A 16,857-nucleotide genomic window follows, 5' to 3' on the forward strand; every position below is an offset into this window, starting at 1 on the left:
CAAATCACCAATAACCCAACACTTTCCACCAAAGTCCGCCAATCACCACAAAGATGATGATATTAACAACACTCATGACAAAGCCAGCTTTCCACCATTCACCCAGTGTAGTGTAGCCTGAGCCAAAAACCACAGGCGATGTACCTGTTGCATAATGGGTTAAAGTCATCATGATGCTTGAAGCCGCTGCCATCATTAAGGCAAACAACATCGGTGGGGCACCTAATGCCAGTCCCGCTGTATAAAAGGCTGCAAACATGGCGGTGATATGTGCTGTGGTACTGGCAAACATATAATGTGCATACAAATAAGCGAGCATTAACAATAAACAGGCAGGCATCCAGCTTAGCCCTAAATGACCAATCCCTGTTTCTAGCACACCTGAGAACCAAGTGATTAAACCGAGTTTATTTAAATAAGTCGCCATCATCACCAAAGCAGCAAACCAAGTAATGGTATCCCATGCGCTTTTTTGCGTCAGGATATCTTCCCAAGTCAATACGCCAGTAATCAACAGCAAACCCAAACCTATAAAGGCTGTTGTGGTTGGATCAACCGCCCAAGCTGAGCTAAAAATCATGGCAGGAATACCTGCTCACAAGAGTAATAGGATTCCGAAAAAACCAAGCATAATGATTTCATTTTTACTCACTGCACCCATTTCTTTGAGTTTTATTTTTGCAAATTGAGCTGCATTTAGTGTTTCTTTGAATTCAGGTGGATACATCCAGTATATGATCAATGGCATGATGATTAAGGCAATTAAACCAGGCGCTAACATTGCGATTGCCCATATACTCTAACTTAATGAAATTTCACTATGGGTTGCTTTTGCCACAGATCGACCACCAACGGGTTAGGGGCGGTTGCGGTAATAAACATGGCAGAAGTAATTGGATTGGCTTGGTAGTTGATCAAAGCTAAATATTTCCCCATACGACCTTCGGTGCCTTTGGCTGGGTCAGAGTCATCACTGGTGGAAATTGCACGTACAATCGGATGAATAATCCCACCGCCACGTGCGGTATTACTCGGGGTAACAGGTGCGAGAATTAGTTCAGACAGCACTATGCTATAACCGATACCAATGGTTTTCTTGCCCCAAACCGCGATAAACAAATAGCCTAAGCGTGCACCCAATCCCGTTTTTTGCAAACCTTTGGAGATCATGATCGAAATACCAATCAACCAAATTAGCGGGTTAGCAAAACTACTCAGTGCATCTTGGATAGCTCCGCTGGGATTATCATTGGTGACACCCGTCACGGCAACTAAGGTAATCGCAATAATGGCAATTGCACCAATCGGCATGGCTTTACCAATAGTCGCGGCAATGACAGCGACAAACATGGCCAACAAATGCCATGCATTCGGATCGACACCAGAAGGAACTGGAATAATGAACCATCGTCCAAGAAAAAAATTCGGTTTTAGAGGTCCGAGTCAGGTATTATTTCAAGAGCATGGTGTTGCACTTCAAATGCTAATCTAAGTAATTAAAAATCAAATTAATTTGAGAGTTTGATATGAATCAACCGAAGATTCTATTTTTAGCAGCTATTATTTTAATTTTGTTGCTACTTTTATCTGGCTTACAACCGTATGATAGAGCGACATGGTTAATGGAAGTTGTTCCTGTCCTCGTTGTTTTACCTATCTTATTTGCAACTTATTCCAGATTTTCACTAACTAATCTCTTGTATAGCCTAATTTTTTTGCATGCAATTGTATTAATCGTCGGTGGGGCATATACCTATGCACGTGTACCTTTAGGTTTTGAGATCGCTCAATGGTTCAGTTTAGATCGAAATCCTTATGACAAGATTGGACATTTTATGCAGGGTTTTGTGCCTGCCATCGCTGCACGGGAAGTTTTGATTAGACATCAGATTTTAGCCAAGGGGAAAATGCTTAGTTTTATTGTGATCTGTATTGTACTAGCCATTAGTGCGACTTATGAATTGATTGAATGGGCAGCTGCATTAGCACTTGGACAAGGTGCGCAAGAGTTTCTTGGTACACAAGGATATGAGTGGGATACTCAATCTGATATGTTCTTTGCTTTAATTGGAGCAATCGCAGCCTTGCTATTCTTATCTAAATGGCATAACCAACAACTCAATAAATTGATCAGTTCATAGCGATAAATTGATTAATCTGCCGTTAAATTACGGCAGATTGATTTTTGTGAGTGTATTTAGCATAAGCCAGAGCAATTAATAAGATTGCCAATCCCCCTAAACTCAGCACAAACCCAACCCATATCGGTGCTAACCAGCCCATATTATGGCTAAGTACCCATCCTCCAAGAAATGCGCCTAAGGCATTCGCTAAATTAAATGCAGAATGATTTAAGGATGCTGCTAATGTTTGTGCATCGCCTGCGATGTCCATTAAATGTGTTTGTAATGCGCCACCTAATCCTATCACAGTGAAACCAATCAGAAATAAGGCTGTAATCGCAGTATAAAGATTAGACATCATAAAACTTGCAAGTACAAAGGCGAGTGCAGAACTCACCAAAATTCCAATCATCGTTTTAAATAGGCTCTTATCAGCTAACCAGCCTGTTACTAATCCACCGATCACCATGCCAATGCCCCAAATGGCTAGAGCAATCGGAACAATTTCAATATTGGCATGTGTATATTCGGTCAAGATGGGTGAAACATAGCTATAGACAGAGAACATGCCACCAAAGCCAATCGCACCGACAGCAAGTGTAAGCCACATATTGATATTTTTTAAACCTTCCAATTCAGCTTTGATACTGGCTGTTTTTTGCAGTGGAATATTGGGAACAAATAAGCCAACGCCAATTAGGGTAATGAATGCGATGACTGCAGAAAACTCAAAACCTGCTTTCCAACCGAATTTTTGACCTAGCCATGTAGCAATAGGCACACCAATCACATTGGCAATGGTTAAGCCCATCATGACTTGTGCAATCGCAGTTGCTCTACGTTGTTTTCCTGCCAATTCGGCTGCAACTAATGCTGCTACACCAAAATAAGCACCATGAGGAAAGCCTGCAATAAAACGGGATATCAGCATAGCTTCAGATGATGTTGCGAAAGCGGTTGCGGCATTGGCTAAACCATAAAATAACATCAAGCTGAGTAATAGCGTTTTACGCGGTACTTTAGCTCCTAAAATTGCAATAATTGGTGCGCCAACCATAACACCAAGCGCATAGGCGCTAATGAAATAGCCTGCATGTGGAACACTGACATTTAAATCAGTGGCAATTTCTTGGATCAGACCCATTGCCACAAATTCGGTTGTACCAATGCAAAAACTTCCTATGGCAAGAGAGAAAATAACTAAGAATAAGGAGTAATTTTTGGCAGTAGGAGAACTGAGAACAGGCATAATATTTCAAAAATAATAACACCCAAGCATTATATTCAAGTGAATTTGAGAAAGGTGAAAGAGAACGTAATTTTTATGTTGATTTGCTGAATTACTTCAATTGATAGATATAAAGTTAAAATTAATGATAATTATTTGCATTTATGTATAATGCTCAACATAGAATTTTATTAAACAATTTAATGTGATGAGAGTCATGTTGGATTATTAAAGGTGGGAAGAACGAGTGAACAAATTATTAATTGCATCATTTCTTTTAGTTTCAGGTTATAGCTTTGCGCATGAACCCTATGTTGCTCCGATTGCCTATACAACGGAACAAACACAAGTAACAATCATTTCTGGTTATGCTGAAGAAGCTTTACAAAGTGAATATGCATTAAAAAATGCAAAATTTGAAATCACGAGTCCAAATAATACCAAGACCACAATTGAAGCAGATTCTAAATTAGGTTCGGCTACAGTTTTTGATTTGAAGTTACCAGAAGTTGGTACTTATAGTGTTCAAACCAGCGCGAGTTACCCTTTGAAATATGTACAAGATCAAAAAGAATGGAAAATGTTCTTTGATATGCCAGCAGACAAAGCACCTGCCAAATCTGAACGTGATTTTGTGATTCCTGCGGATTTAAAAGCTAAAAAAATTACGCCTGTTGAAATTACTCGTGAATGGACATTATTGACTTATGTATCTAAAGACAAGAACACACCTGTTCAGGTAAGTACAGCACCAATTCAAGTTGGTTTTTTAACACATCCAAGTGAACTAAAAGCGAATCAAGCCGTAAAAATTAAAGTATCTAAGGCCAATAAAGCATTAGCAAATGCCGATGTCGTGATTCGCGCGAAAGGAGCGACTGATAAGCAAGGCATCAGCTTAAAAACGACAATTGATGGCAGTGCTGATTTACTATTTGCCAAAGCAGGTGAGTATCTGATTGAAGTGAGCGAAACAGGGGATATGAAGCAGAAGCCAAGTAATCAGTTTTATAGCATTATTAGTGTCTCTGTAAATTAAGCAATACGAAGGCTGATCGAGATAAGATTAGCCTTCTAGATTTTGAGGGTTTTAATCTGTAAGAGGCGAATTCTTTTTTTGATGGCAAAGATATTTTAAGGTGTATGGCGAGAAATTTTGCAAGATAGGCACATTGTTGGGCAAATTTAGCAATCATTTTTGCTATGGGATAGTTAAAGTCTGCATGTTCAGAAGCAATCTTCTGATGATGAATTTCATCTTTTTGAATATCTAATACTGCATGATGAATCTCCATATCTTTTTCTTTGAAGAAAATTGCAGCTTCATCAAGTTCTTTGTTTACAATATTTTCAATGCTTGCAGTACTGATCCAAATTGCATTTCTACCTAGTAATCCAATCAATAATCCATAAATTATTCCGCCTGCGCACCAAAGTATAGAGGGGAAGACAACAGTATTTTTATATTGAGCAAAAAATATCCAAAAAAGTTGAAATGTTCAGTTTCATGTTGATGCATTTCATCTAGCGTTTTAACCATGTCTTTAAAAAATAGTTTTGCAATCAGCCTATGAGCGTAGTAAACCCCAGTTGCTCCTTTTTCACACGCATGAATGATTCTTAGTTGGGTTTCAATTTCTTTGTACATGCTCATGGTTTATCTTCATCATTATTATTGTTTGGAAAATATACAGTTCTTGGGTGAGTATGGGTAATTAACTAATTGAATTATCTTATAAAAAGCTTTTAAGATTAGATGATATTCTTATTACGTAATTCGCTTTCCTTATTTTTATAAATAAGAACATAAGCTTAAATCAATATAGTCATGATTCTAATTGTTAGTACATTTCATCTTGTTAAAAAATAATAAAATAAAATTCATAGTGAGACACACTCATGAATAACATGATAGGATGAATTAAATTCAATTGTGGTGATCGTTGTGTTAGAACTGCGTCATTTAAAAACTTTAATTGCCTTAAGAGAGCATGGTTCATTGGTTGCGGCTGCGACAGATTTATGCCTAACTCCTTCAGCAATTTCTCATCAATTAAAAGAACTTGATCATTGGTATGGCGTAGAGGTTGTTAATCGCCGTAGTCGTCCAGTAAGTTTTTCTAATGTCGGCGAGCGTTTGCTTCGACTAGCAGATGATGTGTTGCCTCAGGTTCAGATAGCACAAACAGATATTACTCGTATCGTGCATGGACAAACGGGGAGAATTATTTTTTCATCCGAATGTCATAGTTGCTTTGATTGGCTCATGCCGTTATTAAATCAATATCGCCAGCAATATCCAGATGTAGATTTGGACTTTGCAGCAGGTTTTGAGGCAAATCCACATGATCTATTGCAGAATGCTGAATTTGATTTATTGATCACGGCTGACCCAATTGCTTTAAAAGGAATTGAATATTTCCCAATCTTTGAATATGAATCACGTTTGGTTTTGTCCAATACACATCCTTTGGCTCGTGCTGAACAAATTTCAATACAAGATTTAGCTGAACAAACGTTGATTACTTATCCTGTCGATAAGCACCGTTTAGACATTATGGCGCATTTGTTTATTCCCGCGAATATTCATCCTAAGCACATTCGGACAACTGATTTAACGCAGATGTTAATTCAGTTGGTTGCAAGTGGGCGTGGTATTGCGGCTTTACCTGACTGGGTCGTTAATGAATATGAACAAAAGGGATGGGTTGTCAGTCGTCGTTTAGACTGCGTGTCGCCGCAAGGATTGAGACGAACATTATATGCAGGTTATAGAGTTGAAGATAAAGACAAAAATTATTTTGAAGGTTTTCTGAAGCAACTTGAGAAATTTTCAAAGAAGCGTGCGATGTATTATGAAGATTGATTAACTTTGTTATCTAGGTCGTAAAGGGAGATACACATTCTGCTTGAACGGCTTATATACTCTTATTTGCATATATAGAATGATTAACCAAGATGCCAATCCATAAGCATTGGCTTCAACCTATTAAGATTTTCCAATCAAAAGCGATAAAATACCAGCAGCAATCAGTGGGCCAACAGGAACACCACGTAAGAGTGCAACACCAGCGACCGTCCCAATTAATAATCCTGCCACAATATCAGGTTGATTACTCATTAGTTTTACACCGCGACCACCTAACCATGCCACGGCTAAGCCAACGACAATCGCAAGCAATGATTTAATACTGATAAAAGACTTGAGAATACTGTGCCCGCTAATTTTACCGCTTGCAATCGGTGCCAATACGCCAATGGTTAAAATAATAATACCAATATTTAGTCCATAGTCCTGAATATAAGGGAAAAACTGATTTAATGGTGTGAGTTTTACCAGTATTAAACTTGCAGCCGCAATTGTGATAGCTGTGTTTTGACTAAAAATACCACAGCTTAATAAAATGAGAAGAACCAATAAGTTGAGATCAAACTGAGAAAACATGAAGTAGGATATGTAGGAAAATAAAGTTGAATTATATCGTAAATAGCTTTGGGCAAGAGATTCTTTAGTTTAGAGCATTAGGGAAATTAAAAATATAAGCAACCTTTTAATCTGTAAATAAAAAAGCCATCTCCAGTTGAAACTTCGAGATGGCTTTTTTGGAGAAATTAAGCTCGTTTTTTATATGTTTCATATTGGTAAGCAATTTGTTCATCCCAAAATTGCTGCCATAGATCACAGTATTCTAAGCAGGTTTTGCGAATTGCACTGTAATCTGATTCAACGCAAGCTTGAGCAAGCACGAACCATAAATCATCTTCATGATCATCATCAGCAGCTTCGGCTGTTTCATCATGTGATACACCGTGAACGTAGTAATATCCACTATCTACATCAAAACCGACCGCATTGGTTGCTTGACGAAGTGCTGGGCTAAATAAAATCACTTCTTCTTCCGCAACCGCAAGTAAAGCAGAAACGACTTGATAACGATCGAAAGATTCTTCTAAATAATTACGTACTTGTTGAGCAATAAGGGACGGTTGGTAATCATTACGCTCAGATTGGCTCAACTCAAAATCATCAAGTACATCTTCAAAGAGAGGATAATGTGCATACTCTGGATTTCCAGAATAATAGCCGTCTTGATCAAGTCCTGGACGGAAACCAAACTCATCTAAGATATTAAGATTAAGTAAGAAGCGAGGATACATCTTAGAACCAGATAGTAAACGTGGCTCTAATTGCTTTGTTTGGAACTGTGCCATGAGCAATGCATCCGTAAATACCTGAACAATTGCATGGCGGTATTCTAGATGAATATGCTTCAAGGTTTCTTTGTCAATCACACCATCATTTAGAAGTTGAATGGCTGGATGGGTCGAAACAGGATGGTTGGAAATTTCTGCTCGCAACTCTTTCAGAAAGTTCAGGTTCTTGTTCCATAATTCTTCAGAAATACTATTCTTCATTCCGTCTATAGCTTTCTGTCTAGGGCTGTTAAAACATTCGAATTTTTTTGGCATAGTCTTCTACTCAATGAATTAATATTATAGCTTTTCCAATTATATAATTTCGAGTTTCTTTGGCTGCTTTTGAATAACTATTAGTTCAACCAAATATCTTTTTATTGGATTGCATAAATATAAAATGAATTTTTTGTGAAATCAATTTATTAAACAAGCTAAAAAATCATGATAGAGATTATTAATTAACTTAACGTTAGTAAAAAGTGATATACTTCACGGTATATTCTGATTTTTTTAAAATAGAAATTTTTTTTTACAAATAAACTTGTTTCTGAAATGGTTTTTGCTTAATTTATAATGGAGGGCATATAACAAAAGATTTTAATTTTTTATAATACGCTTTATATAAATAAGTATGGGTGCCAGAAATTATCCAGCATTTAACTATGTCTAAATAATTAATTAAATTCTTTGATAAAATTCTAAAAGGATAATAAAATGTCAAAAAAAGAAGATATTATTATAACGGCTCTAAATCTCTTTAACCGCTATAACTATAGTTCAGTCGGAGTGGATCGAATCATTAGCGAGTCTGGTGTTGCCAAGATGACCTTTTATAAGTACTTTCCTTCAAAAGAGAACCTGATAGAGGAGTGTTTGTCTCGTCGTAATCAAAGTATTCAAGCTGCAATTCAACAAGAAATTAGTCTACAGAAAGATGATGATTATCTAGGAAAAATTAAAGCAGTATATTTTTGGCACTTAGCTTGGTTTAACTCTGATGATTTTCATGGCTGTATGTTTCAGAAAGCATCACTTGAAGTATTACAGCAATATCCGTCCATTATTCGACCAATCATGGGATATAGAGAATGGTTGATGCAATTACTTGAAGGGTTGTTTGAGAAAGCAAAAGTATTTCAACCACATGTGCTGACAGCAATGTACATTAATATTTTAGATGGTATGACTGCTTATGCAAAAGTAAACAAAGATCATACACAAATAGAAGAGTGTTGGTATTATATTGAGAGGCTAATCAATTTAGATGCTGCATAATTATTATTTTTAGATTTTCTAAATAATTTATTTAAAATAAATTATTTAGAAATTAAATAACGATTTTAAATAGATAAAAAGAAACCGAGGGATTACCTCGGTTTCTTTTATATCGTTATTGACGTTTATTTTTCAACAAATGCACGTTCAATAACATAATCACCCATTACGCCCATACGAGGAGATTCAACTAAACCATGTTGGTCAAGTAAAGCAGCCACGTCTTTTAGGAAAGCAGGACTACCACAAAGCATTGCACGGTCAGTTTCACGATTGAAACGAGGTAAACCTATCTTTTCAAACAGTTCGCCTGATTCGATTGCCGTTGTTACACGACCTTGAGTGTGGAAAGGCTCACGTGTTACGGTTGGGTAATAAACAAGCTTATCTTTAATTCCTAATTCTTCGAAAAATTCATTGCTTGGAAGTTCATTCAGAATCAAGTCTTGATAAGCAAGTTCAGATACATAACGTGTACCGTGAACCATAATGACCTTTTCAAACTTTTCGTAAGTTTCTGGGTCACGAAGTAAAGAAAGGAATGGTGCTAATCCTGTACCAGAAGATAAAAGATATAAGTTTTTACCTGGTAATAAATCATCGTGTACAAGAGTACCTGTAGGTTTTTTAGAAATAAGGATTTCGTCGCCCACTTGTACTTTTTGTAAGATAGAAGTGAGTGGACCATCTTGTACTTTAATCGAGAAGAATTCGAGTTCTTCTTCATAATTCGCACTCGCAATCGAATAAGCACGCATTAAAGGCTTACCATTCACTTCAAGCCCGATCATCACAAACTGACCATTTTTAAAACGTAAGCTCGTATCGCGTGTCGTTTTAAAACTGAAAAGCGTGTCATTCCAGTGGTGAACATGAGTAATGCGTTCAACGTTAAAAGCAGCCATTAAAGGTCTCGATCACAGTTAAAAGAAACAGGTTGCTATTCTAATCTAAAATCATTCCCTATAAACTGAATATATTTAATTGTGTTTATAAGAAAAAGTGATGAATAGCTCTGTCGTCATGCCGATCATCGGTTATATGTCTTCTCCTTATCGTGAAAAATTTGGTATTCCAAGGCAGCCAAATTTGGTGCAAGTCGAGTCTTATATAGAGATGGTCGAACCTTATAACGATGTTTTAGCATTTGAAGGAATTGGGGATTTTAGTCATTTATGGTTGTTGTGGCAGTTTCATGATAATAAAAATAATACCAACACATTGAATCAAGAGCCTAAATTTCGTTCACAGGTGCGTCCACCACGCTTGGGCGGAAACCAAAAAGTTGGTGTTTTTGCAACAAGAAGCATGTATCGCCCATCTCCAATCGGTTTATCCGTGGTTCGTTTTGTTCGGGTTGAGAAGCATGGGAAATCGGTTCGTTTATATGTCACAGGCAGTGACTTATTAAATGGGACACCAATTTTAGATATTAAACCCTACATCCAATATTCAGATGCAATTGCGGATTCTGTGAGTGGCTATGCTCAAGATGAACCCATACGCAAAATGGTGATCTGGATGGAAACTGCACAATTACAGCAACAGTATCTTCTAAAGCTTGGAATTTTGAATAAAAAGATATTAGATGAACTTGAACAAGTGTTATCTTTAGACCCTCGACCTGCTTATCAAAATGATATTGAGCGAGTCTATGGAATGTGTTTTGCGGAATTAAATATTCGGTTTACAGTGGATGAAAACAACGTCACAGTTATTGCTGTAGAGTCGAATCAATAATCTAAGAAATATAAATTCGCAATGAATTGGGGGAACTGACGGTTATGCAAGCTCAGACAAAATTTGCAAACTTTTCTTTTACGGTTGATGTGACTTGGTGTTTAGAACAATTATTAAAAGATGGTCGTATTACAGAACGAGATAAGTTGTTAATTCAAACAACACATCGTCAAAAAGATCAGTTGAAATGGCATCCGTTGCAGTGGGTTGGTCATTTCAATTTAAAAGATCAATTAAATATTGCTTCGACCTTAACTGTAAATCGTTTATGCCAATGGTTGGCTGAGAAAGCTGAAGTCCCATTATTTGTCATCGACCCTTTAAAAGCAGATGTGACGGCATTGACCAGTGTGATGTCGCAGGAATTTGCGGTCAGAAACCGTATATTGGCTGTTGAAGTTAGTGTTGACCGTATTTTGATTGGTACGGATCAGCCATTTATCACAGAGTGGCAAAATAACTTAGAACGTAGTTTAGCACCTAAAAAGATTGAAAGAGTTTTATTAAATCCTGAGCAATTACAACGCTATTTAGTCGAATATTATCAAGTCAGCCGTGCAGTAAGCTCATCGCAAAATGCGAGTGTATATGATCGTGAAAATAAGGGCGTTGAAGCCTTATTACAATTAGGTGATACACAAAATCCTGATGCGAATGATCAGCATATTGTAAAACTGGTGGATTGGGTGTTGCAATTTGCCTTTGAACAAGGCGCGAGTGATATTCATTTAGAGCCTCGTAAAGACAAGGGTAAGGTGCGTTTCCGTATTGATGGTGTGTTACATACTATTTATAACATGCCAGCCAATACTCTTACGGCGGTGATTTCCCGTATTAAAATCTTAGGCCGTATGAATGTTGCGGAAAAGCGTAAGCCTCAAGATGGACGTTTAAAAACACGTACACCTAAAGGTCAAGAAACGGAATTACGTCTTTCTACGCTGCCAACTGCCTTTGGCGAAAAGTTGGTCATGCGTATTTTTGATCCTGAAGTATTAGTGCGTAGTTTTCAGCAATTAGGATTTGCAGGGCATTTATTACAAAGTTGGCAGCAACTGACGCAGCATAGCCACGGTATTATCTTGGTGACGGGGCCAACAGGTTCAGGTAAAACCACAACGCTATATTCGTCTTTAAAGCAATTAGCAACAGAGCAAGTCAATGTCTGTACCATTGAGGATCCGATTGAAATGTTGGAGCCGAGCTTTAACCAGATGCAGGTCAACCCAAATATTGAACTTGGTTTTGCTGATGGTGTACGCGCGCTGATGCGTCAAGACCCTGACATTATTATGGTGGGTGAGATTCGTGATCACGACACCGCAAATATGGCAATTCAGGCTGCTTTAACGGGGCATTTGGTTCTCTCGACTTTACATACCAATGATGCACCTTCGAGTCTTACTCGATTACATGATTTGGGTGTACAGCCCTTTTTGACAGCAGCGACGATTTTAGGTGTTTTAGCGCAACGGTTGGTGCGTCGACTTTGTCCACTTTGTAAGCAAGAAACAGCAATTAACGAACAAGAATGGGGACATCTTACTTTTGATTATATGATGGATATGCCAACCACGATGTATAAGGCTGTAGGATGCGAAGCATGCCGTCATACGGGCTATAAAGGTCGTGTGGGTATCTATGAATTTATGCCTGTCAGCCTAGAGTTAAAATCGATTATTAGTGCGCATGGCACGTTAAATGATTTAAAGGCTCAAGCAAAGAAAGAAGGTGTTGAGCCATTGCGTATTGCGGGTGCGCGTAAAGTGATTGAAGGTGCGACGACGTTAGAAGAGGTACTCCGTGTAGTGCCGTTAAGTTAAAATGATAGATCTTCAGATTCACCTCATCTTCATTTGTTTTAATGACTATATTGAAATAGTGAATTGATGATGAGGGCATGAATATGAATACTTTTTCTAAAGTTGCAGTAATTGCGAGTTTGATTGGTGCAACCACTTTTGCTGTGGCTAATACTGGTGCAGTAAATCAACAAGCCTTAGCACCGTCCATGACGACAGTAAAACAAGCTTTGACTTTAAGAGATGATACACCTGTAAAACTTAAAGGCTATGTCGTAAAAGCAGTTGGTGATGAAAAATATCAGTTTAGTGATCAAACAGGCATGATCACGGTCGATATTGATGATGATTTATGGCAAGGTAAACCTGTATCAGCGAAAACACCCGTGACGATTATCGGTGAAATTGATATTGACTATAAACCAACCAAACGTCTCGAAGTTGATGTCGATCAAGTACAGTTCTAAGTCGTAATTTTTTACAAAACCACATGAACAACATGTGGTTTTTTACGTGTAGGGTATTTAAAGGTAAATTTGAGTGCTCAAATGAGAGGATTATTTTATGCGGATTTTATTGGCGGAAGATGATGTTTCTCAGGCAGAAAGTCTTAAAGACTGGCTAGAAATGGATGGTTATAGTGTTGATTGGGTTGAGCGTGGCGATCATGCGATTTTAGCAGTAGAACAGCACCAGTATGATTGTATCTTGTTAGATCGTGGTTTACCCCATACCTCTGGTGATGAAATCCTTAAAATAGTTCGTCGTCAGAATACCCAAACTCCTGTCATTTTTATTACGGCTAAAGATCATATCCATGACCGAGTTGAAGGTTTGGACTTAGGTGCAAATGATTATTTGGTGAAGCCATTTAACTTAGAAGAATTATCGGCACGAGTTCGTTCACAGTTACGTCAGCATCAAGCACAAGCTGGGCAGTATTTGAGTTTTTCAGATTTACAACTCGATCCACAAGCGAAAACCCTGACCAAAGCAGGGCAGTTGATCAACCTCACTGCCAAAGAGTTTCAGATTTTACATAAACTGATGCAAAAGCCCGATCATATTTTGACAAGAGAACAACTTGAAGAGTCGCTGTATGCGTGGGGCGATGAAATTGAAAGCAATGCGATTGAAGTTTTTATCTATCAAATTCGCAAAAAAATTGGTGGACAATACATCAAAACGATTCGTGGTTTAGGTTATCGAATGCATCAGGAATAACAGCATGAAAGTCGTGTCATTACAGAGCAAATTGGTAAAGACTTCGTTGCTGAGTTCAATCGTTGCAGGTTGTATTGCATTACTTTTATTCGTGCTGATTTCAATATATCAAACCATGCAAGTACAAGATGAAATCATGGATGAGATTTCTGATATGTTGCTGATCGCCGACTTAAGCAAAACATCTGGGCACCAGATAGATGAATTAAGTGATCAGTTTGATATTCGATATCGTTTAAGTAACCAACAACAGATATTAACGCAGTCAGAAAATTTTCAGCTTGATCAATCGTATTACCAGCTCATCTTTAAAACTACTGATCATTATGGCTTGATTTGGCAGGATCATAAATTATGGCGAAGTTATACAACCGATGAGGCAGATTCACAATTGCAAGTCATGCTATTGCAACCATTGGATGAGCGATTTGATGAGTTAATGCATAGTTTTCTGAGCTATTTATTTATCCTATTGATGGTCTGGCTATTACAGTGGATCATTGTACATTTCTTGATTAAGCGTCAATTTAAAGTAATTCATCAACTAGCAGCAAAAATATCAGCAAAAAGTGCAGATGATCTGAGCCCCATTCAATCGAGTGAGGTTGAGCTGAAAGAGTTACAACCGATGCTAGGGCAGCTCAATCATTTATTGCATCGTTTAGATCAATCTTTACAAGCGGAGCAACGCTTTACGGCTGATGCTTCACATGAGCTACGTTCTCCTTTGTCTGCGATTCAAATGCGCTTACAGCTTTTACAGCGTAAATACCCTGAGCATGCAGCAGATTTTACGCAAATGCAGCAAGATGTGAGTCGAGGGATTCAGATACTAGAAAACTTACTTTTATTGGCACGTTTAGACCCAGAGCATGCTGAAAATTTACCCAAAACACAGGTTAATTTGCATGTTGTGCTTGATGAAGCTGTACAGGCTTTGCATTTATTTGCAAATCAAAAGTCGATTCAATTCCATCTACAGTCTATGACAGATGAAAATCACACGATTATTGCCAATCAACAGTTACTCTTTACCTGCATTCGAAATATTGTTGATAATGCAATTCGTTATACGCCAGAACATGGGCATGTGTATATCATCTTAAAGCAGCAACAGGACTTGGAGCTTATCATTGAAAATGAAGGGCATGGGTTAAATGAAGCAGTGTTTGAGCGGCTGGGTGAACGTTTTTATCGTGCTTTAGGTACAAAGACACAAGGTTCAGGTTTAGGGCTGTCGATTTGTACAAAAATCATCGAATTGCATCATGGGGAAATCAAGTTTGCACAATCTCAGTACGGTGGTTTAAGTGTGAGGATTCGACTGGCATTGACTTAATTTGAGAAAATAAAAAAAGCAGTATGCGCTGACATACTGCTATTCCCACGTTTATTATTATGCGGTTGTTATTATATTACTTCGTTAAAATCAGGCGATTATTACGAGTTAGGCGTAGGCGATATTCTTCGCCAGCATGCATAATGCGGATTTCACGACCTAAAGCAAAAAGGTTGTTGGAATGCAGCATTGGTAACGATTGAGCTGCGTCTGTACTACGAGTAAATAAGTTAAATGGTGCGTTCATTTGTTATGCTCCGTGGTGTGTTTTTTAATGTTTTAAATGATAATCATTATCGAATAGGCCTGTCAACGTAAATTTTAAGAATTTACAAAATCATTTATTAATTTTGTTTTTGTCATGTGAATTAGTTGGCAAATTACTTAGAATTGTTATGAAAAGATGTGGGATTTTAGACTGTTATGGCAAAAGCTATAGTTGATGTTGCAATCGCAATTTTATTACACAAGTCCAAAGTATTGGTGGGTTGGCGACAAGCAAATCAACATCAAGGCAATAAACATGAATTTCCAGGGGGGAAAGTTGAGCAGGGTGAAACACCTGAACAAGCCTGCCGTAGAGAAATTTATGAAGAAGTTGGTATTGGTCTAAAAGATTGGCACATGTTTGACATGATTCAGCATGAATATGATGACATCATTGTCAATTTGCATTTATTTCATGCCTATGTGCCTGATGAATTGCTTAATCAAATTCATCAACCTTGGGCTTGGTATCATCGTGATCAACTCGCTAGCTTAAATTTTCCTAAGGCGAATGCTGTGATTTTGCAACGTTTAATCTGGTCTCATTTGATCAAGATTAATGATCAAATTGATGCTTTACCTCAAAGTAATGCCCAATTGTATTGGCGTATGCAAACAGGTGAAATCGAGAAAATTGAACAGCAGTTGAGGACTTTAAATGATGCTCAGCGACAAAAATTGATACTCAATATTGATCTTTGGCGAGAGCTGAATACAGCATTACAAGCCAAAATTGATACGATTCATCTTAAACAGTCCCAATTGATGGGGTTGAACAAAGGTGAGTTAGTCATCGGGAAACGTTTTATTGCAGCATGCCATGATGCGGTTTCACTACAACATGCACATCATATTGGCTGTGATGCGGTATTTTTAAGCCCTGTCAATGCGACTGAAACGCATCCTAATGCAAAAGTTTTAGGATGGGATGATTTTGCTGAGTTAGCAAAGCATAGTGATATTCCAGTCTTTGCTTTAGGTGGTGTTGCACCTGAAAATTTAGAACAAGCCCAAAAACATCATGCTTATGGGCTTGCAGGAATCCGTCAATTTAGTTCAATTGATTAATTCAGTTTTACAGTGCCTGAATGGCTTTTTTAGCTTCTTGGGCTTTTACTGGATGATTACGAGCTTCGCTTGCACGCATTACAATTAACCAAAGCTGTTTTTTCATCGAGTTACTTTGTGCATAGCTTAAACCACGGCGTGCTAACGCTTCCGCATTTGCATATTGTTTGCGTTGGTCTGCAATCAATGCTAAATACAAGTAAGTTTCTGTGGCTTGTGGAGCAATACGTTGAGCTTGAAGCGCATAACGTTCTGCTTCCGCAAGTTGTTGTTGCTTATAAGCAACTTGGGTTTTTTGCATCAACGTTCGAAAAGCAGGAAGTTGGCTGCCATCATTGAACTTTTGCTGAACTTTTTGTTCAGGCACAACCACTTGTACGTTTTGACGCTTTATTTCTTTCTGCTCATACGGCGTAATTTTTACATTCGACGCTGGTGGTGCAGTTTTCTTTTTCTGCGTGTTCGTCGTAGTTGGTGGCTCACCTAATTTGATGACCACTTTTTTATTTTTTGGCGGAGGAGCAGAAGTACAACCTACGAGCAGCAATACCCCAACTACCATCGTTACTTTCTTAATCATGTCCAATCATCCTT

At 37.9% G+C, this 16,857-nt stretch carries 18 protein-coding genes and 1 pseudogene; 10 read left to right on the plus strand and 9 right to left on the minus strand.

Annotated features, from left to right (window positions below; genetic code table 11):
* Positions 1–4: 4 nt before the first annotated feature.
* A pseudogene (locus tag O1450_RS07035) lies at positions 5–1,401 on the minus strand (DASS family sodium-coupled anion symporter).
* A 125-nt stretch (positions 1,402–1,526) separates the two neighbouring features.
* Between O1450_RS07035 and O1450_RS07040 the strand changes: the two are divergent.
* Positions 1,527–2,141: a DUF2238 domain-containing protein gene (locus O1450_RS07040; RefSeq protein ID WP_269230224.1), complete on the plus strand. Its 615-nt coding sequence runs from the start codon at positions 1,527–1,529 to the stop codon at positions 2,139–2,141.
* 22 nt (positions 2,142–2,163) lie between these two features.
* On the opposite strand, the gene O1450_RS07045 is transcribed toward O1450_RS07040, so the two are convergent.
* Entirely contained in the window at positions 2,164–3,372 is a 1,209-nt protein-coding gene (locus O1450_RS07045; protein ID WP_269230225.1) for an MFS transporter, read from the minus strand.
* 226 nt (positions 3,373–3,598) lie between these two features.
* On the opposite strand from O1450_RS07045, the gene O1450_RS07050 reads away from it, so the two are divergent.
* Entirely contained in the window at positions 3,599–4,390 is a 792-nt protein-coding gene (locus O1450_RS07050) for a DUF4198 domain-containing protein (protein WP_269230226.1), read from the plus strand.
* Here O1450_RS07050 and O1450_RS07055 read toward each other — a convergent pair.
* Together O1450_RS07055 and O1450_RS07060 are read right to left on the minus strand one after the other, a co-directional pair.
* Positions 4,371–4,754, minus strand: a complete 384-nt coding sequence (locus tag O1450_RS07055) for a demethoxyubiquinone hydroxylase family protein (protein ID WP_269230227.1) — start codon at positions 4,752–4,754, stop codon at positions 4,371–4,373. The genes O1450_RS07050 and O1450_RS07055 overlap by 20 nt on opposite strands.
* An 11-nt stretch (positions 4,755–4,765) precedes the next feature.
* The gene (locus O1450_RS07060) at positions 4,766–5,005 is read right to left on the minus strand and encodes a demethoxyubiquinone hydroxylase family protein (RefSeq protein ID WP_269230228.1); all 240 of its coding nucleotides are present in this window, start codon (positions 5,003–5,005) and stop codon (positions 4,766–4,768) included.
* A gap of 291 nt (positions 5,006–5,296) precedes the next feature.
* Here O1450_RS07060 and O1450_RS07065 point away from each other — a divergent pair, with 291 nt between their 5' ends.
* Entirely contained in the window at positions 5,297–6,217 is a 921-nt protein-coding gene (locus O1450_RS07065) for a LysR family transcriptional regulator (protein ID WP_269230229.1), read from the plus strand.
* A 123-nt stretch (positions 6,218–6,340) separates the two neighbouring features.
* On the opposite strand, the gene O1450_RS07070 is transcribed toward O1450_RS07065, so the two are convergent.
* Both O1450_RS07070 and O1450_RS07075 read right to left on the minus strand, forming a co-directional pair.
* A complete protein-coding gene (locus tag O1450_RS07070; protein ID WP_269230230.1) occupies positions 6,341–6,796 on the minus strand; it encodes a DUF441 domain-containing protein in 456 nt (151 codons plus the stop codon).
* Between the two features lie 167 nt (positions 6,797–6,963).
* Entirely contained in the window at positions 6,964–7,821 is an 858-nt protein-coding gene (locus tag O1450_RS07075; protein ID WP_269230231.1) for a hypothetical protein, read from the minus strand.
* Between the two features lie 441 nt (positions 7,822–8,262).
* On the opposite strand from O1450_RS07075, the gene O1450_RS07080 reads away from it, so the two are divergent.
* Positions 8,263–8,823 carry a TetR/AcrR family transcriptional regulator gene (locus O1450_RS07080; protein ID WP_269230232.1) on the plus strand — a complete coding sequence of 187 codons (561 nt, stop codon included), beginning with the start codon at positions 8,263–8,265 and terminating at the stop codon, positions 8,821–8,823.
* Positions 8,824–8,948: 125 nt separating this feature from the next.
* Here the strand turns inward: O1450_RS07080 and O1450_RS07085 are convergent, their stop codons facing one another.
* A complete protein-coding gene (locus O1450_RS07085; protein WP_241336150.1) occupies positions 8,949–9,728 on the minus strand; it encodes a ferredoxin--NADP reductase in 780 nt (259 codons plus the stop codon).
* A gap of 100 nt (positions 9,729–9,828) precedes the next feature.
* On the opposite strand from O1450_RS07085, the gene tsaA reads away from it, so the two are divergent.
* From tsaA to O1450_RS07110, 5 genes are all read left to right on the plus strand, one after another.
* Positions 9,829–10,563 (plus strand): tRNA (N6-threonylcarbamoyladenosine(37)-N6)-methyltransferase TrmO, encoded by a 735-nt coding sequence (tsaA, locus tag O1450_RS07090; protein WP_269230233.1) that lies wholly within the window; start codon positions 9,829–9,831, stop codon positions 10,561–10,563.
* A 44-nt stretch (positions 10,564–10,607) separates the two neighbouring features.
* On the plus strand, positions 10,608–12,386 hold the full coding sequence (locus O1450_RS07095) for a GspE/PulE family protein (RefSeq protein ID WP_269230234.1): 1,779 nt from the start codon (positions 10,608–10,610) through the stop codon (positions 12,384–12,386).
* Positions 12,387–12,469: 83 nt separating this feature from the next.
* The gene (locus tag O1450_RS07100) at positions 12,470–12,832 is read left to right on the plus strand and encodes a NirD/YgiW/YdeI family stress tolerance protein (RefSeq protein WP_269230435.1); all 363 of its coding nucleotides are present in this window, start codon (positions 12,470–12,472) and stop codon (positions 12,830–12,832) included.
* Positions 12,833–12,929: 97 nt separating this feature from the next.
* Positions 12,930–13,589, plus strand: coding sequence for a response regulator transcription factor (locus tag O1450_RS07105; protein WP_269230235.1), 660 nt, complete (start codon positions 12,930–12,932; stop codon positions 13,587–13,589).
* Positions 13,590–13,593: 4 nt separating this feature from the next.
* Positions 13,594–14,928, plus strand: coding sequence for a sensor histidine kinase (locus O1450_RS07110; RefSeq protein ID WP_269230236.1), 1,335 nt, complete (start codon positions 13,594–13,596; stop codon positions 14,926–14,928).
* Positions 14,929–15,004: 76 nt separating this feature from the next.
* On the opposite strand, the gene hemP is transcribed toward O1450_RS07110, so the two are convergent.
* On the minus strand, positions 15,005–15,175 hold the full coding sequence (gene hemP, locus O1450_RS07115; RefSeq protein WP_004661888.1) for a hemin uptake protein HemP: 171 nt from the start codon (positions 15,173–15,175) through the stop codon (positions 15,005–15,007).
* A 176-nt stretch (positions 15,176–15,351) separates the two neighbouring features.
* Between hemP and O1450_RS07120 the strand changes: the two genes are divergently transcribed.
* A complete protein-coding gene (locus O1450_RS07120) occupies positions 15,352–16,263 on the plus strand; it encodes a thiamine phosphate synthase (protein WP_269230237.1) in 912 nt (303 codons plus the stop codon).
* A 7-nt stretch (positions 16,264–16,270) separates the two neighbouring features.
* On the opposite strand, the gene O1450_RS07125 is transcribed toward O1450_RS07120, so the two are convergent.
* The gene (locus tag O1450_RS07125; protein ID WP_269230238.1) at positions 16,271–16,843 is read right to left on the minus strand and encodes a tetratricopeptide repeat protein; all 573 of its coding nucleotides are present in this window, start codon (positions 16,841–16,843) and stop codon (positions 16,271–16,273) included.
* Between the last annotated feature and the right edge of the window lie 14 nt (positions 16,844–16,857).

Origin of the sequence: Acinetobacter sp. TR11 (assembly GCF_027105035.1) — a bacterium.
GTDB lineage: Bacteria > Pseudomonadota > Gammaproteobacteria > Pseudomonadales > Moraxellaceae > Acinetobacter.

Coding starts and splice junctions, on each gene's coding strand:
- O1450_RS07040 (WP_269230224.1), top strand. CDS start 1,527: ATGAATCAACCGAAGATTCTATTTTTAGCAGCTATTATTTTAATTTTG.
- O1450_RS07045 (WP_269230225.1), bottom strand. CDS start 3,372: ATGCCTGTTCTCAGTTCTCCTACTGCCAAAAATTACTCCTTATTCTTA.
- O1450_RS07060 (WP_269230228.1), bottom strand. CDS start 5,005: ATGAGCATGTACAAAGAAATTGAAACCCAACTAAGAATCATTCATGCG.
- O1450_RS07070 (WP_269230230.1), bottom strand. CDS start 6,796: ATGTTTTCTCAGTTTGATCTCAACTTATTGGTTCTTCTCATTTTATTA.
- O1450_RS07075 (WP_269230231.1), bottom strand. CDS start 7,821: ATGCCAAAAAAATTCGAATGTTTTAACAGCCCTAGACAGAAAGCTATA.
- O1450_RS07080 (WP_269230232.1), top strand. CDS start 8,263: ATGTCAAAAAAAGAAGATATTATTATAACGGCTCTAAATCTCTTTAAC.
- O1450_RS07085 (WP_241336150.1), bottom strand. CDS start 9,728: ATGGCTGCTTTTAACGTTGAACGCATTACTCATGTTCACCACTGGAAT.
- tsaA (WP_269230233.1), top strand. CDS start 9,829: ATGAATAGCTCTGTCGTCATGCCGATCATCGGTTATATGTCTTCTCCT.
- O1450_RS07095 (WP_269230234.1), top strand. CDS start 10,608: ATGCAAGCTCAGACAAAATTTGCAAACTTTTCTTTTACGGTTGATGTG.
- O1450_RS07100 (WP_269230435.1), top strand. CDS start 12,470: ATGAATACTTTTTCTAAAGTTGCAGTAATTGCGAGTTTGATTGGTGCA.
- O1450_RS07105 (WP_269230235.1), top strand. CDS start 12,930: ATGCGGATTTTATTGGCGGAAGATGATGTTTCTCAGGCAGAAAGTCTT.
- O1450_RS07110 (WP_269230236.1), top strand. CDS start 13,594: ATGAAAGTCGTGTCATTACAGAGCAAATTGGTAAAGACTTCGTTGCTG.
- hemP (WP_004661888.1), bottom strand. CDS start 15,175: ATGAACGCACCATTTAACTTATTTACTCGTAGTACAGACGCAGCTCAA.
- O1450_RS07120 (WP_269230237.1), top strand. CDS start 15,352: ATGGCAAAAGCTATAGTTGATGTTGCAATCGCAATTTTATTACACAAG.
- O1450_RS07125 (WP_269230238.1), bottom strand. CDS start 16,843: ATGATTAAGAAAGTAACGATGGTAGTTGGGGTATTGCTGCTCGTAGGT.